Genomic DNA, 16,330 nt, shown 5'->3' on the forward strand with positions numbered 1-16,330 from the left:
GATCCTCTTAATTATAGTTGACCCCCATTTTCTTGTCAACCATTATGGTTCACTTGCTTACCTGTAATTACCTATTTTAATATGTTTTTATTTTATTTTCATAAATTATCCATTGTTTTTTTATAGTTGATAGCGTATAATAATCTCGGTTAAATGACAAGATTTATAGAATAGTTAGGAGGTTATTGCGGGGCGGTTCCCGCAATTTGCATGATGACACAAAAGATTAGTTTAGGCATTGACATTGGTTCCACTACGGTCAAAGTTGCCTTTTTAGACGAAGAAAAAAATGTACTTTTCTCGGATTACGAACGCCATTTTGCTAATATCCGCGAAACCCTTCTCGCCCTTGTAGAAAAAGCTTATGACAAGCTGGGATCTGTGGAGATCTACCCCATGATCACTGGTTCCGGCGGTATGTCCTTATCTAAAGCCGTCAATATCCCCTTTGTCCAGGAAGTAATTTCTGTATCTACTGCTCTTGAACTTTTCGCTCCCCAGACAGATGTGGCCATTGAACTTGGCGGAGAAGACGCGAAAATCATTTACTTTTATGACGGCAATATTGAACAGCGTATGAACGGCATCTGCGCCGGGGGTACCGGCTCCTTCATCGACCAGATGGCCTCCCTGCTCCAGACAGACGCTGCAGGGCTCAATGAATACGCCAAAAATTATAAAGCGGTTTACCCTATCGCCGCCCGGTGCGGCGTGTTCGCCAAATCAGATATCCAGCCTCTCATCAATGAGGGTGCCACAAAAGAAGACCTGTCTGTCTCCATTTTCCAGGCCGTGGTTAACCAGACCATCAGCGGCCTTGCCTGCGGCAAGCCGATCCGGGGCAACGTGGCATTTCTCGGCGGTCCTCTCCACTTTTTGTCGGAGCTGCGCCAGTGCTTTATCCGCACTTTAAAACTGTCCGGTCCACAGATTATCGCTCCGGATAACTCTCACCTTTTTGCCGCCATGGGCGCTGCCCTCAACTTTAAAGAGGACAACCATACATCTATCACAGACCTGATTACCCTTCTCTCATCAGATATTAAGATCGAGACAGAGACGACCCGCATGCAGCCCCTCTTTGAAGACCAGGATGAATACGATGAATTTATAAAGAAACACAGTGTACATACTGTGAAGAAAGGAAGCCTTTCTGATTATGAGGGCGACTGCTTCCTTGGCATTGACGCCGGTTCCACCACCACAAAGGTGGCTGTCATCGGCGAGGACGGCACGCTCCTTTACTCATTTTACAGCAGCAACAACGGCAATCCCTTAAAAACTACCATCCGTGCCATTAAGGAGATTACCGAGATGATGCCGGACAGCGCTCGCATTGTCAACTCCTGCTCTACCGGCTACGGCGAGGCGCTGATCAAGGCGGCGCTCATGCTGGATGAAGGGGAAGTTGAGACTGTGGCCCACTACTATGCCGCCGCCTTTTTCGAACCGGATGTGGACTGCATCCTGGACATCGGCGGACAGGACATGAAGTGTATCAAAATTAAAAATAATACGGTAGACAGCGTTCTCCTCAATGAAGCCTGTTCCTCCGGATGTGGTTCCTTTATCGAAACCTTCGCACACTCTTTGAATTACAGTGTGGCGGATTTTGCCAAAGTGGCTCTCTTTGCCAAAAATCCTGTGGATCTGGGCTCCCGCTGTACAGTATTTATGAACTCTAATGTAAAGCAGGCACAGAAAGAAGGGGCCGAGGTGGGGGATATTTCCGCCGGTCTTGCCTACTCTGTCATTAAGAACGCCCTCTACAAAGTTATTAAGCTGACAGATCCCCAGGATCTGGGCAAAAAAATCGTTGTCCAGGGCGGTACCTTCTACAATGACGCAGTACTGCGCAGTTTCGAGCGAATCTCCCAGAGAGAAGCTGTCCGCCCGGATATCGCCGGGATCATGGGGGCGTTTGGCGCTGCCCTCATTGCCAGAGAGCGCTACGACGGCACAGAATCCACTATGCTGCCTTTGGATAAGATCATCGACCTGAAATATACCACGTCCATGGCCCGGTGCAAAGGATGCACAAACAACTGTCACCTGACCATCAACCGTTTTTCCGGCGGACGTCAGTTTATCACCGGAAACCGCTGTGAAGTGGGTCTTGGCCGTGAAAAGAAAAAGAGCGATGTCCCCAACCTTTTCGCTTACAAATTAAAGAGACTCTTCTCCTACGCCCCTCTGGACGCGGATAAAGCGTACCGTGGAACGGTAGGTATCCCCAGAGTCCTGAACATGTATGAAAACTATCCGTTCTGGTTCACATTTTTTAACGAGCTTGGCTACCGTGTCATTTTATCGCCGCCTTCTTCCGCTAAGATCTATTCACTGGGTATTGAATCCATCCCCAGCGAATCGGTATGCTACCCGGCGAAACTTGTCCACGGCCATGTGATGTGGCTCATTAAACAAAATATTAAATTTATCTTCTACCCAAGCATTCCCTACGAGCGCAACGAGGTGGAAGGTTCCAACAACCACTACAACTGCCCCATTGTCACATCCTACTCGGAAAATATCAAAAACAATGTGGAGGAACTCCGAGACGAAAGTATCCGTTTTATGAACCCGTTCCTGGCCCTGGATAATCTTGACAGGCTGAAAGAACGTCTCGTTCAGGAGATCGGTAAGACTTTCAATATTCCTGACAGCGAAATCAACCTTGCTGCCCAGAAAGCGTGGGATGAACTGGCCCAGGCCCGCCAGGATATGCGGGATAAAGGCGAGGAAACCCTGGCCTATATCCGGGAACATCACATGAAAGGTATTGTCCTTGCCGGACGCCCCTACCATACCGACGGGGAGATCAACCACGGTATTCCGGAACTGATCACCTCCTATGGCATCGCAGTACTGACAGAGGACAGCGTCTCCCATCTTGGGCAGCCAGAACGGCCGCTGATTGTCTCCGACCAGTGGATGTACCACTCCCGCCTTTACGCTGCTGCTCAGTTTGTAAAGACCCAGAACAACCTGGAGCTGATACAGCTTAACTCTTTCGGCTGCGGACTTGACGCCGTAACTACTGATCAGGTGAAAGATATTCTCACCGGCTCCGGACGGCTTTACACCTGCTTAAAGATTGACGAAGTCAGCAATCTTGGTGCCGCCCGCATCCGTATCCGCTCCCTCATCGCAGCCATCCGTATGCGGGAACAGAAAAATATTAAGGGTGAAGTCCATACCGCGGCCCACGACCGTGTTCTTTTTACAAAAGAGATGGCAAAGGACTACACCATCCTTGTGCCAAATATGTCGCCGATCCACTTTGAGCTGCTGGCTCCCGCCTTAAACGCCCACGGTCTCCATCTGGAACTGTTGCCGGACTGCGACCGGGAGGCTATTGACATCGGCTTAAAATATGTCAATAACGATGCCTGCTACCCGTCCATCTGTGTTGTGGGACAGATTATGAAAGCTCTCCTCTCAGGAAAATATGACCTGAACAAAGTGGCTGTAGCCATGTCCCAAACCGGAGGCGGCTGCCGCGCCACCAACTATGTAGGATTTATCCGTCGTGCCCTGCAAAATGCCAATATGCACCAAATCCCTGTCATCGCCCTGAGCGCCCAGGGTATTGAAAAAAATCCCGGATTTAAGTATACCCTTCCAATGTTAAAGGCAGCCATGGAAGCCATTGTCTACGGCGATGTTTTCATGCGGGTTCTTTACCGCATGCGTCCATATGAAAAAGTAAAAGGCAGCGCCAACGCCCTCCATGAGAAATGGGCCAAACGGTGCATAGACTCCCTCACAGGCAAGAGAAAGAGCAATTTCAAGAAAAATATCCAGGGCATTATCCGTGACTTTGACGCCCTGCCTATTGATGAAAACTTAAAGAAACCGAGAGTCGGCATTGTAGGCGAGATCCTTGTAAAGTTCTCACCATCCGCCAACAACTACCTTGTAGACCTTCTGGAGTCTGAGGGGGCAGAAGCGGTTATGCCGGATCTTCTGGATTTCTTCCTCTATAGTTTTTACAACGCCAACTTTAAGCGCGACTTTCTTGGAAAATCTAAAAAGGCAGCTCTGATCTGCAACATCGGCATCAAGTTTCTTGAGGCCATCCGCAAAACTGCCCGCCTGGAGCTTCGCGCCAGCAAACATTTCTGTGAGCAGGCGGTGATCCAGGATCTGGCCAAATACGCCGAGCCTATTGTCTCCCTTGGAAATCAGACCGGTGAGGGATGGTTTTTGACCGGTGAGATGATCGAGCTGATCCACCAGGGCGCGCCAAATATTGTCTGCACTCAGCCATTTGGCTGTCTGCCCAATCACATTGTTGGAAAAGGCGTCATTAAAGAGCTGCGCCGCCAGTATCCTGAGGCCAACATTGTGGCTATCGATTACGATCCCGGCGCCAGCGAAGTCAACCAGGTCAATCGGATTAAGCTGATGCTTGCCACCGCCAATAAAAACATGGCATAAGAAGGCATGGGCGCTCAAATTTTCTGAAAATGCTGAAAGGAACATAAATAGACATGACAGAGAAGGAAAAAATGCTGGCCGGAGAACTCTATGACTCCTCCGATCCTGAATTGGATGAGTTACGGCTAAAAGCGCGCAAATTATCCAGACAATATAATCTGACGGATGAGGATGATACAAAACGTCAGACAGACATCCTTAATGAGCTGCTTTCCAACACCCCCGAACTTCCTGTACTCCAGGCTCCCATTCAATTTGACTACGGGTGCAATACGTATTTTGGAAAATACTGCGGGGTCAACTTCAACTTTACATGCCTTGATGTCTGCCCTGTATATATTGGTGACAATGTGCTGATGGGACCTAACGTCACGATCGCCACTCCCATGCATCCTCTCCTTCCGGAAGAACGCAATATCCGCGCCAGAGAGGATGGCAGCCTGTACTTTCTTGAGTACGCAAAACCTGTAACCATTGGAAGTAACTGCTGGCTGGCCTCCAACGTCACTGTCTGCGGAGGGGTAACCATCGGTGAAGGGTGTGTTATCGGGGCAGGCAGTGTGGTGACAAGAGACATTCCTCCACACAGTCTTGCCGCAGGCAATCCGTGCAGAGTGATCCGTCAGCTCACAGAAAAAGACCGGATGGAAAAAGATACGTAGCAAAAAGGCACCCTCGATTAAATCCTGATCAACAATTTCTAATAAAAAAATACCCCGCCCCCGTTGGGCGCTGCCAGATCGATGCTTTGTTGTTTGCAGCGCCCGAGGGGACGGGGTTATTTGCTTTATATCTGCATATACAGCTTATTTTGGAAGAATATGGATCAGCCCCATCTCTACAGGGTTAAAGATCCTTGGAATCCATGTGTAATAGGCCAGCCCGCGGCTGACAATCTGCGTCTGGCTGCCAAACTTATAAGCACCTCCGGTGTAAGAAGGGAAAATTCCCTGTCCAGGAGCGTAAAGGCCGTTGATCAGCCCTGGCAGCCGCCACTGGCCGCCATGGGCGTGGCCGGACAGGACAAGATCAAAAGGAAACATAGAGTAAATTCTGGCCAACTCCGGCCGATGAGTCAGCAGCACTGAAAAGTCTTCGCCATTACATCCCCTTGCTGCCGCCCCCAGCTCATCTTTCCATTTTCTGTCAGGATTAATAGGATCATCCACACCACAGATATGGATTTTCGCGCCGGAAATATCCACGGTCCCGTAGCTGCCCTCCAGAACATGGACTCCAAGGGAGGAGACATACTTTTTCACAGCCCTGTAATTTTCAAAATGAAATTCATGATTTCCGGCAACAAAAAAACAGGGGACCGCTCCGGCCAAAGGTTCCATCAGATCTCCCGCCGCCTCTTTCCAAAATTTTCGCTCCAGCATATCACCGGTCATGCAGACGAGGTCCGGCGACAGCGCCCAGATCAGTTTCAGCAGACGGCTTTGACGGTGACCGTACCAGCAGCAGTGAAGATCGGATAAATGAAGACACCGCACAGGCCGTTTTACTTTAGATGTTTTTACAGTGTAGGTCCTCACTACCGGCGTCTCCCATGGCCGGTTATTCCACCATACACCTTTCCCTGTCCTTGATCCATGGCTTTGAGCCATATAACCATCACCTCTTTTTATTTCGAAATGAACGCAACCGTCCAGCGCCAAACAAATGTCACTGACACACAGCGCCCCTCCGGCATATCGCGCAAAAACCCTGCCGCGGTGTCCGCCTTTTTCTCTGCCTTAACAGGAAAAAAGACAGACCAACACGTCAGGGTCCATTTTCATTTATTAATTTCTGTCACGGAGCTTGCTTGCTGCGCTGAGACGGGACATAGCCCGGGCCAGAGACGCTTTGCTTAAATGATACTCCTGAAGGCTCATCTTCTGCCGAAGCTGCTCTTTTGCCCGCTCCTCAGCTTCCCTGGCCCGGACAATATCAATATCTTCCGGGCGTTCCGCTGTAAGGGTCATGACGCGCACACGGTTATTGATCACTTCCGCGAAACCCGCGCTGACCACGCACTCCCTGTGTTCGCCCTCTTTTGTATCAAAGGACACGGTTCCGGGCACTACAGCAATGATCATATTTTCATGGTGGGCAAGAATGCCTACGGTCCCGTCAGGGACCGGAAGGATAATATTGGTTGCCCGGCCGGAGAAAAACTGTTTGTCACTGGCAAGGATCTCCAATGAAAAAGTATTTGTACTCATTTACCCTACCTCCTGTCCTGACAGATTATTCAGCTTCCATCGTTTTTGCTTTCTCAATCACATCGTCAATGGTTCCAACGTTGAAGAAAGCGTTTTCCGGATACTGATCCATCTCACCGTCAATGATCATCTTAAAGCCCCGGATTGTCTCTTTCAGTGGCACATACTTTCCGGAAACGCCGGTAAAGTTTTCAGCCACATGGAACGGCTGGGATAAAAACTTCTGGATCTTTCTGGCGCGGAACACTGTATTTTTATCTTCCTCAGAAAGCTCCTCCATACCAAGGATGGCGATAATATCCTGAAGTTCTTTATACTTCTGCAAAATCTCCTGAACTTTGCGGGCAGTATTGTAATGTTCCTCGCCGACAACATCCGCCTCAAGGATACGGGAAGTCGATTCCAGAGGATCAACCGCCGGATAAATACCCTGCTCAACAATCTTTCTGGAAAGTACTGTGGTGGCATCCAGATGGGCGAAGGTTGTGGCCGGAGCGGGGTCCGTCAGGTCATCGGCTGGCACGTAAACGGCCTGAACACTGGTAACAGAACCGTTCTTTGTGGATGCGATACGCTCCTGAAGTTCACCCATCTCAGTGGCCAGTGTAGGCTGATAACCTACCGCGGAAGGCATACGTCCGAGAAGAGCTGAAACCTCTGATCCAGCCTGGACAAAACGGAAAATATTATCAATAAACAAAAGCACATCCTGATGTTCCTCATCGCGGAAATACTCAGCCATAGTAAGGCCAGTCTCCGCCACACGCATACGGGCTCCGGGCGGCTCGTTCATCTGACCAAACACCAGAGCCGTCTTATTTAAAACGCCGGACTCGCTCATCTCTGTCCACAGATCGTTACCCTCACGGGAACGCTCTCCAACACCGGTGAAAATAGAATAGCCGCCGTGTTCTGTGGCCACGTTCTGGATCAGTTCCTGGATAAGCACAGTCTTACCGACACCGGCGCCGCCGAAAAGTCCGACTTTACCGCCTTTGGCGTAAGGCGCCAGAAGGTCGATAACTTTAATGCCTGTTTCAAGGATTTCCACAACAGGGCTCTGATCTTCAAATGAAGGGGGATCTCTGTGGATCACCCAGTGTTTTGTATCTTTTAAAGATTCACCATTATCAATGGTATCGCCAAGGACATTAAAGAGACGGCCCAATGTCTGAGTTCCCACAGGAACGGCAATGCCGCCGCCGGAAGCTGTCACTTCCATATCCCGGCAAAGTCCCTCGCTGGCAGACAGCATGATACAGCGGACTGTGTTATTTCCCATATGCTGGGCTACCTCCATAACACAGCGCTTGCCGTTATTGTCCACCTCAAGGGCGTCTTTTATATAAGGCAGGTCATTATTTTCAAAGACTACGTCCACAACAGGACCCATAACCTGTACAATCTTACCTTTTCTCATATCTGTCACTTCCTTTTTTGCGCTCTTGCCCCGCCAATGACCTCTGTGATCTCCTGGGTGATGGCAGCCTGTCTCGCACGGTTAAACTCAATCTCCAGATCTTTAAGCATATCTTTCGCGTTGTTGGTAGATGACTCCATAGCCATCATTCTGGAATTATTTTCACTGGTATAGGACTCTACAAGAATACCGTAGATCATGCCGGTGATATAGTTTGGGAGTACATAGCTTAAAACCTCCTGAGGTGAAGGCTTCATAGAGATCTCCTCATGGTACAGATCCGGCGGAAGCTTGGAGGCGTCGAAAGATGATTTTTTTAGGGGAAGAAGCTGCTCTGTCTTTGTCTCAACGGTCACAGCGTTTTCAAGCTCAGAGTAGATCACCTGGATCTCGTCCAGGTCTCCCTTTTGAAAATCATCCAGTATCCGCTCGGCGATAACACGGGCCTGATGGAGCGTCGGTTTCTGGACAGTGTATAAAAAGTTTGGATCGTCGTCCACATCCACATCCTTTTTGGAAAAATACATCCGTCCCACAATGCCGAGAACAAATAATTTATAAATTCCCGGCTGCTCCATCATCTCCTCGGCTTTTTTCAGCACGTTATGGTTGTAAGCTCCGGCCAGTCCCTTGTCGCCTGTAATCACAATAATACCGACCTTTCTCTGCTCCTTAGGGATATCCCCCCGCAGGTCAAACAGAGGATGTTTCACATCGGGTACATGGCGCAAAATACGGGTCAGTTCCCCCCGAATTCTGAAAAAATAAGGCATGGTGGCCGCAAGCTCCTTTTTGGCCCGTTTCATTTTTGAGGAAGAGATCATATACATGGCATTGGTAATCTTCATCGTATCTTCAATACTGTGGATACGATCTTTTATTTCCTTTGTATTCGCCATAAAATCACCTGTTCTTATCTTTAAACTCTTTGGCCGCGCTGACGATCTGCTCTAAGAGAGCGTCTGTCAGATCTTTTTTCTCCTCAATCTCCTGTCCGATCTTTGGATAAGCGTTGTCAATATAGGCGAGCATATCCATCTGAAATTCCTTGATCTTGCTGATCTCTATATCGGTAAATATTTTATGGGTGGCAGCGCACAGGGTGATCACCTGCTCATGGAGAGACAGGGGATGGCACAGCGGCTGTTTTAAAAGCTCCATCAGGCTGCTTCCGTAAGCGAGCTGAGCCTTTGTGGCGGCGTCCAGATCCGAGCTGAACTGGGTAAACACTTCCATCTCACGGTACTGGGCGAGGTCAATACGGATACTTCCCGACGCCTTCTTCATGGCTTTTGTCTGGGCCGCACCGCCCACACGGGATACAGAAAGGCCAACATTAACCGCCGGACGCATACCCTCAAAGAAAAGGTCGCTTTCAAGGAAAATCTGTCCGTCAGTAATGGAAATAACATTTGTCGGAATGTAAGCGGATACATCCCCGGCCTGGGTTTCGATAATAGGCAGAGCCGTAATGGAACCGCCGCCGGCCTCATCGCTCAGACGGCTGGAGCGCTCCAGAAGTCTGGAGTGAAGATAGAAAACATCGCCCGGGTAAGCTTCACGTCCCGGGGAACGCTCAAGGAGCAGGGAGAGGGCACGGTAAGCTACCGCATGTTTGGACAGATCATCATAGACAATGAGAACATCCTGCCCTTTATACATAAAATACTCTGCCAGAGACGTTCCGGCATATGGGGCAATATACTGAAGAGGCGCGCAATCACTGGCGGTAGCGCACACAATAGTTGTATAGCTCATAGCGCCGTATTTTTCAAGAGTGTTGACCAGCTTGGCAATAGTGGATGCCTTCTGTCCAATGGCCACATAAATACAGATCACATCTTTCCCCTTCTGGTTGATGATGGTATCTGTGGCAATGGAAGTCTTACCTGTCTGGCGGTCGCCGATGATCAGCTCTCTCTGTCCCCGTCCGATAGGAAACATGGAATCAATGGACAAAATACCGGTCTCAAGGGGAACACCTACAGACTTACGGTCAATGATACCTGGAGCTTCCTGCTCAATGGGACGGTAATCGTCGGCTTTAATATCGCCCTTGCCGTCGATAGGGGCGCCCAGGGCGTCGATAATACGTCCCACAAAACCTTCGCCTACAGGGATACCTGCTTTTTTCTTTGTACGGGTCACTTTCATATCCGCACGGATACCTGTATCCTTACCGAACAAAATACAGCCGATGCTGTCTTGACGGATATCCTGAACCATACCTTTCAGTCCGTTTTCAAAAACAACGATCTCGCCATACATGGCGTGATCAATGCCATAAATATTGGCAATTCCATCGCCTACAGAAATAACCCGGCCAGTCTCCTGTTCTCTGCTGATTTCATTATAATTTTCAATTTCTTCTTTTAATATGGATATAATTTCATCGGAATAAATTGTACTCAACCTTTTCACCTCCGGATTAATTTCTGTTCAAGCTGGTTGAAGCGTCCGCGAAGACTGTTGTCAATCTCACAGCCGCCGGCTTCAATAATAAATCCGCCCATAAGTGACGGATCTTTTATAATATCCATGTGTACGTCATCCGCCTTAAACCGGCGCAGTACATACTTGCGAAGCCCTTCGAGCTGACGTTCATCGGGAGGGGTCACGCAACGCAGCACGGCGTGAATGACGTTTTTCTTTGAATCTGCATACTCTTTATAGCCGTCAAAGATTCCTTTCAGCAGCGCCCATCTGCCGTGGGTACACACAACCTTCAAAAAGCTGCGCATACTTTCGGGAAAGATCCGGTCCACACATCTGAGCTTCTCTTTCAGTGCCACAACCGGGCATGATAAAGCTTCCATAAGCTGGGGAGCGCTTTCCATGATCTGAACGCTGGTCTCAATATCTTCCTTTGGAAGACCTAATTCATATAATGCCACGGCATAGGCTTTTACTGCCTGTCGGTTAATTGTCTGTGTCATGGTAATCACCTGCTTCTTCCAGGAACTGATCGTAAAGCTTCAGATCCTGAGCGCTGTGGTCTTTTTCGCCGGTAACCTTCCGGGCAGCCTCCATAGCAAGGCCCGCCACCTGAGATCTGAGATCGAACATCGCCTTCTGTTTTTCCAGCTCTATATTCTTTCCGGCATTTTCAAGGAGTGCCGCCGCATCCTTCTGGGCGTCCTGCATGACGCGGTCATACTCTGTCTTGGCAGTGGCTTTCGCCTCAGCTACGATCTTACTTGACTCATCCCTGGCGCCTGTCAATGCGGTTTCATACTGTTCTTTTAATTTCAACGCTTCATCCTGATCCTGTCTCGCCTGATTAAAGCCGTCCTCAATAAGTTTCTTTCTCTGCTCCATAATATTCATGATGGGTTTGATCAAAAACTTGCGCATGAGGATATAAAAAATAACCAGGTTGATCAGAGTGAAGAGAAGGTTCCAATCCAGTTTAAGCACCTTTTTTACACCTTCCTTTTCTAATGTGATTAAGGTATATGCCTGCTGGCATATTTACAGATGAACGCCTGATCCCCGCCAACACCTGAGACACAAGGCCCACAGGCAACTTTTGACGGGGACTTTCTCCTGACATTAACCCAGGAACAGGATGATAAACAGGGCAACGATAAAACCATAAATAGCTGTGGCCTCGGCAAGAGCACATCCAAGGATCAGAGATTTGCTGATCTTGCTCTCTGCTTCCGGCTGTCTGGCAATAGCCTCAACAGCTTTTCCTGTGGCAAGGCCGATACCGATACCGGCTCCAATACCTGTTAATACTGCAACTGCTGCTCCGATTGCTACTAATGTTGTCATAATAGATTCTTCCTTTCTCTTCTCTTAAACTTTTTCAAACATGTCTTTATTCGTCTTCCACGGCTTCCTTTATAAACAGCGATGTGAGGAAGACAAAGACGTAAGCCTGGATAAGGCCGTCAAATACGTCAAAATACAGGCTGAATGGTACCGGCAGTCCCACTGGCAGAAGCTGTTTTAAAAGCTCCATAACAACAAAAGCGCCAAGGACATTGCCGAAAAGACGCATACACAGCGACAGCGGCCGGATAACCAACTCAAGAACATTCAGGGGGGCAATGACAGGCACCGGCTGAGCGAATGATTTAAACCAGCCTTTCACACCTTTTTTATGAATCCCGGAATACTCAATAACAATAATACTGGCAATTCCCAGTGCCGCTGTTACATTCATATCCTTTGTCGGAGGAGTAAAACCCAAAATACCGATCAGGTTGGACGCACCAATGTAAAGAGCTACGGTGATCAGGTATGGAACATAACGTTTGCCGTTTTTCCCAACAGTACCCTCAAAAAAATTCTGAAGGAACGCAATTCCTGCCTCTAACGCCAGTTGCTTTTTACTTACGTTCTCCACCCGCAGATTGCGCACAAGGATAATGGCCAGCAATGTAAAGACTGCCATAATGATCCATGTCACAACTACAGACTCGTATATGGGTATGCCACCGCCAATAGGAATGGTGAACACAGTATGGACTTCAAGGGCATCCATCAAGTCATTTGCAAATCCTTCCGTATGGAATCCTCCTTTCTTATTCCCTTTTTTTATTGTTCCCAGCCCTTCACTCATCATGCGCGGCGCTGGCCACGCTTTATACAGATCGGGAACAGGAACATCTTTTTCGTCATTTTACTACTTTTATTTTTATTTGAAAAATGATAAAATATTATAGTTGATATATCATTTTGTTATATCTCTGTCCAATTTGCACAAAAATGTAATGTTTTTTTGTACATACAAAGGAGTTTTGTAAAATGTCGGCGAATTTTGAATATTATAAAATTTTTTATTATGTGGCCAAATACAAAAATCTCACCCAGGCCGCTGATGCTCTCATGACCAGTCAGCCAGCCATCACCCGCAGCATAAAAAATCTGGAGAATGAACTGGGCTGCCGCCTTTTCATCCGCTCCAGCCACGGAGTGACCCTGACCCGTGAGGGCGAACTTCTCTACCGCCATGTGACACCGGCATGTGAGCTTTTATTTAAAGGGGAAGAGGACTTAAACACTGTCCTGGGTCTCAAGGAGGGACAACTCTACATCGGAGCCACTGAGACGGCCCTTCATTGCTATCTTCTGGAAAAGCTGGAAAAGTTCCATCACCTCTACCCCGGAGTCCATATAAAAATCAGCAACCAGACAACCCCCATGACTTTCCATGAGTTTAAAGCGGGAAAAATTGATCTGGCCCTTGTAACCACACCGTGCAACTGCTCTGAACCCTACCACCTGACGCCGGTAAAAACCTTTAACGACGTTTTAGTCGGAAACAGGGAATACGCCCGCATGGCCCGCCAGACATGGCATCTGTCAGAGCTTTCCAAATATCCCCTTGTATCATTAAGCCGGGACACGATGAGTTATCAGTTCATTCAAAAATTTTATGCATCCTGTCAGGTTCCGTTAAGACTGGACATTGAGCTGGCCAGCGCCCATCTGATCATGCCGGTCATCCTCCACGGTCTGGGCATCGGATTTATCCCAGAGGAGATGGCCCGGCCAGCCTTAGAGAGCGGAGAGCTTGTCCAGATCCCCCTCTACGAGCATATACCCGCCCGGCAGATCTGCTATATCCGGGATTTAAGCCGGAGCATGAACGCAGCCACACGAAAGCTTCTGGAACTTATGCCTGCGGATACAAAGCACTTCTGAACTGTACCGCAAAGCATAATTTCCCGGTTCAGAATCTTCCTTTTCCAAAATCTTTCTAACCAGAAAAGAGACGAAGAAAGATCGTTACTGTTCACAGAGACAGTAACGATCTTTTTTTCGTCTTCTATCTTCTTTCCGGCAACAGTTCTTCCATCCAAAACAGCGCGGTCAAACTGTCATTATCTTGGAGCTTTCTCCAAATATTCTTTTCCGCCCATATACATGCGCAGGGCCTCCGGGATACGAACCCGGCCATCAGCCTGGAGATTATTCTCAAGGAAAGCGATAAGCATTCTTGGAGGAGCAACCACGGTATTATTTAGGGTATGGGGCAGATAGTTGCCGCCTTTGTTGCGGACACGGATGCCGAGACGGCGGGCCTGGGCATCACCGAGATTGGAACAGCTTCCCACCTCAAAATATTTCTGCTGGCGGGGTGACCATGCTTCCACATCTACACTCTTGACTTTCAGATCCGCAAGATCGCCGGAACAGCATTCCAGGGTGCGCACCGGGATATCCAGTGAGCGGAAAAACTCAACGGTATTCATATAAAGCTTCTTAAACCAGTCCATGCTCTCCTCAGGACGGCACACGACAACCATCTCCTGCTTTTCAAACTGATGGATGCGGTAAACGCCCCGCTCCTCGATGCCGTGGGCTCCCACTTCCTTGCGGAAACAAGGGGAATAGCTGGTTAATGTCTGCGGGAGCTGATCCTCGTCAAGGATAGTATCAATAAACTTTCCGATCATGGAATGTTCGCTTGTTCCGATGAGATAAAGATCCTCCCCTTCAATCTTGTACATCATATTTTCCATCTCAGAAAAACTCATGACACCGTTGACCACATTGCCGTGGATCATATAAGGCGGAATGTAATAAGTAAAGCCCCGGTCGATCATAAAATCCCGGCCGTAGGACAAAATAGCGGAGTGAAGGCGGGCAATGTCCCCCTTGAGATAATAAAATCCGGCGCCGCTGGTCTTTCTGGCGCTGTCAAGATCAATGCCGTTTAAACGCTCCATAATGTCCACATGGTAGGGGACCTCGTAATCGGGGACAACAGGCTCGCCGAAGCGCTCCAGCTCCACATTCTCGCTGTCGTCTTTGCCGATGGGCACGCTATCATCAATAATATTGGGGATCACAAGCATCCGCTGGCGGATCTCATCGTTTAACTTGTCCAGGCGGGGCTGCAGCTCATTCATCTCATCAGCCATAGCCACTACTTCTGCCTTTTTAGCCTGGGCCTCCTCTTTTTGTCCCTTAGCCATAAGACCGCCGATCTCCTTGCTTATGGAATTTCTCTGGCTTCTCAAATATTCATAACGTGTACGCACATCCCGGATCTCTTTGTCCATCTCAAGAATCTCATCCACAAGGACAAGTTTCTCGTCCTGGAACTTTTTTCGTATATTTTCTTTAACCATGTCCGGGTTGGCCCGTAAAAACTTAATATCTAGCATGTGTTGCTTCCTCCTTCTTGAGTTTTATCATATACGATTTTGCCAAAATTATCAAGGTATCGCCAAAAAAACTCACAGAAGATTTAATAACAGTGTTACTGCTCGCTGGCTTGACAGTGAACAGTAACGTAACAGTTTAGCCATCAGGGATGGGCTGGAGAGACGCATGCCCGGATTTCACACTTCCCCTACAGTCTTTTTGTAGCGTCCAAGGGCATCATTCCACTGGCTATAGCTGCTGTCCTGGCGGCGGTCTTTAAGGCTGAATTTTTCTTTTACAAATTTTCCAAACCAGGAGGACACTTTTACAGCTCCGGAATGATTGAGATGATCCCCCTGATCCCGTGTATCCTTTGTCCAGTCAATAGGGATCTCCTGCCGCATTAAATTCATATCAATATAAGGAATATTATATTCTTTTGCCAGCGCTTCAATCCCGTTATGGCGGGAGTAGTTCCAATTGACCGTACTTGGAGTGCTGACAAGGAGGAAGGCGACACCGTTTTCCCTACAAAATTCCGCCATATTTTTAACATACTCCTCATTTAATGCTTCAATAGGCGCCGCCTGATCTGTAGGAATCATATATTCCTTAGTGGGGGCCTGATCAACAGCATTATTATAACGGTACCCTTTCATATCATCGGTCCATGTATAATTCACCGGTTTTAAAAAATCATCGCTTCCCATAGATTTCCACCGGTCATGATAGCGGAATATGGAAAACATATTTTCCACCGTATTCATTACGGCTGCGCTGGGGGACATTTTTCGGTAGATGGCGTTAGTTTCCAGGACAACGACAGATGGTTTCTGGTTTTCAAAAGCTTTTTCCAGAAATGTTTCCGACTGGTAAAGGTACTGTCCCGGCGTACCGCACACGTAGGATGTAAAGCCCTGCTGCTCCCACATTTGCATGGGCGAAAATGAACTGTAAGACTCACTGTCCCCGACAATCACCACGTCGATGGTATCTGCTTTTTCTCCCAATATCCCATTGGCAGGCACATCCTCCATGCCAAATGCTTTCATATTATTTTTTGGAATAAAAATCATGGACAGCACCACGAGAAGGGCAATGAGTCCTGCCGAAAAAAACAGACTGCCCACAGCTTTTTTAATTCCCTGCTTCAATA

14 protein-coding genes are annotated in these 16,330 nt (G+C 48.2%); 3 read left to right on the forward strand and 11 right to left on the reverse strand.

All coding sequences use genetic code 11. From position 1 onward, the window contains the following. Nucleotides 1-204: 204 nt before the first annotated feature. On the forward strand, nt 205-4,440 hold the full coding sequence (locus HNP82_RS10480; RefSeq protein WP_408609658.1) for an acyl-CoA dehydratase activase-related protein: 4,236 nt from the start codon (nt 205-207) through the stop codon (nt 4,438-4,440). 53 nt (nt 4,441-4,493) lie between these two features. Then, nucleotides 4,494-5,102, forward strand: coding sequence for a sugar O-acetyltransferase (locus tag HNP82_RS10485; protein ID WP_183774236.1), 609 nt, complete (start codon nt 4,494-4,496; stop codon nt 5,100-5,102). Nucleotides 5,103-5,246: 144 nt separating this feature from the next. Here HNP82_RS10485 and HNP82_RS10490 read toward each other — a convergent pair whose 3' ends face one another. The 9 genes from HNP82_RS10490 to HNP82_RS10530 all read right to left on the reverse strand — a co-directional run bounded on the left by HNP82_RS10490 (nt 5,247) and on the right by HNP82_RS10530 (nt 12,562). Further along, on the reverse strand, nt 5,247-6,050 hold the full coding sequence (locus HNP82_RS10490; RefSeq protein WP_183774239.1) for a metallophosphoesterase: 804 nt from the start codon (nt 6,048-6,050) through the stop codon (nt 5,247-5,249). Nucleotides 6,051-6,227: 177 nt separating this feature from the next. Further along, on the reverse strand, nt 6,228-6,650 hold the full coding sequence (atpC, locus tag HNP82_RS10495) for an ATP synthase F1 subunit epsilon (RefSeq protein ID WP_183774242.1): 423 nt from the start codon (nt 6,648-6,650) through the stop codon (nt 6,228-6,230). Nucleotides 6,651-6,675: 25 nt separating this feature from the next. Next, nucleotides 6,676-8,070 carry a F0F1 ATP synthase subunit beta gene (gene atpD, locus HNP82_RS10500; RefSeq protein WP_183774245.1) on the reverse strand — a complete coding sequence of 465 codons (1,395 nt, stop codon included), beginning with the start codon at nt 8,068-8,070 and terminating at the stop codon, nt 6,676-6,678. 5 nt (nt 8,071-8,075) lie between these two features. Next, nucleotides 8,076-8,969 carry an ATP synthase F1 subunit gamma gene (gene atpG / locus HNP82_RS10505; protein WP_183774248.1) on the reverse strand — a complete coding sequence of 298 codons (894 nt, stop codon included), beginning with the start codon at nt 8,967-8,969 and terminating at the stop codon, nt 8,076-8,078. Nucleotides 8,970-8,973: 4 nt separating this feature from the next. Then, a complete protein-coding gene (atpA, locus tag HNP82_RS10510; RefSeq protein WP_207720605.1) occupies nt 8,974-10,482 on the reverse strand; it encodes a F0F1 ATP synthase subunit alpha in 1,509 nt (502 codons plus the stop codon). Nucleotides 10,483-10,487: 5 nt separating this feature from the next. Next, on the reverse strand, nt 10,488-11,006 hold the full coding sequence (gene atpH / locus HNP82_RS10515) for an ATP synthase F1 subunit delta (protein WP_183774254.1): 519 nt from the start codon (nt 11,004-11,006) through the stop codon (nt 10,488-10,490). Continuing rightward, entirely contained in the window at nt 10,990-11,487 is a 498-nt protein-coding gene (gene atpF / locus HNP82_RS10520; protein ID WP_183774257.1) for a F0F1 ATP synthase subunit B, read from the reverse strand. The genes atpH and atpF overlap by 17 nt, the downstream gene beginning before the upstream one ends. Nucleotides 11,488-11,622: 135 nt before the next feature. After that, a complete protein-coding gene (gene atpE, locus HNP82_RS10525) occupies nt 11,623-11,847 on the reverse strand; it encodes an ATP synthase F0 subunit C (RefSeq protein ID WP_183774260.1) in 225 nt (74 codons plus the stop codon). A gap of 46 nt (nt 11,848-11,893) precedes the next feature. After that, complete coding sequence (locus HNP82_RS10530; protein ID WP_243164742.1) at nt 11,894-12,562, reverse strand: F0F1 ATP synthase subunit A; 669 nt, start codon at nt 12,560-12,562, stop codon at nt 11,894-11,896. Nucleotides 12,563-12,825: 263 nt separating this feature from the next. Between HNP82_RS10530 and HNP82_RS10535 the strand changes: the two genes are divergently transcribed. Then, the gene (locus tag HNP82_RS10535) at nt 12,826-13,725 is read left to right on the forward strand and encodes a LysR family transcriptional regulator (protein ID WP_183774263.1); all 900 of its coding nucleotides are present in this window, start codon (nt 12,826-12,828) and stop codon (nt 13,723-13,725) included. Between the two features lie 179 nt (nt 13,726-13,904). On the opposite strand, the gene serS is transcribed toward HNP82_RS10535, so the two are convergent. Together serS and HNP82_RS10545 are read right to left on the reverse strand one after the other, a co-directional pair. After that, nucleotides 13,905-15,194: a serine--tRNA ligase gene (serS, locus tag HNP82_RS10540; protein ID WP_183774266.1), complete on the reverse strand. Its 1,290-nt coding sequence runs from the start codon at nt 15,192-15,194 to the stop codon at nt 13,905-13,907. A gap of 177 nt (nt 15,195-15,371) precedes the next feature. Beyond that, nucleotides 15,372-16,328, reverse strand: a complete 957-nt coding sequence (locus HNP82_RS10545; RefSeq protein WP_183774269.1) for a hypothetical protein — start codon at nt 16,326-16,328, stop codon at nt 15,372-15,374. Nucleotides 16,329-16,330: the final 2 nt, after the last annotated feature.

Origin of the sequence: Catenibacillus scindens (genome assembly GCF_014202115.1) — a bacterium.
GTDB classification, from domain to species: Bacteria; Bacillota; Clostridia; order Lachnospirales; family Lachnospiraceae; genus Catenibacillus; species Catenibacillus scindens.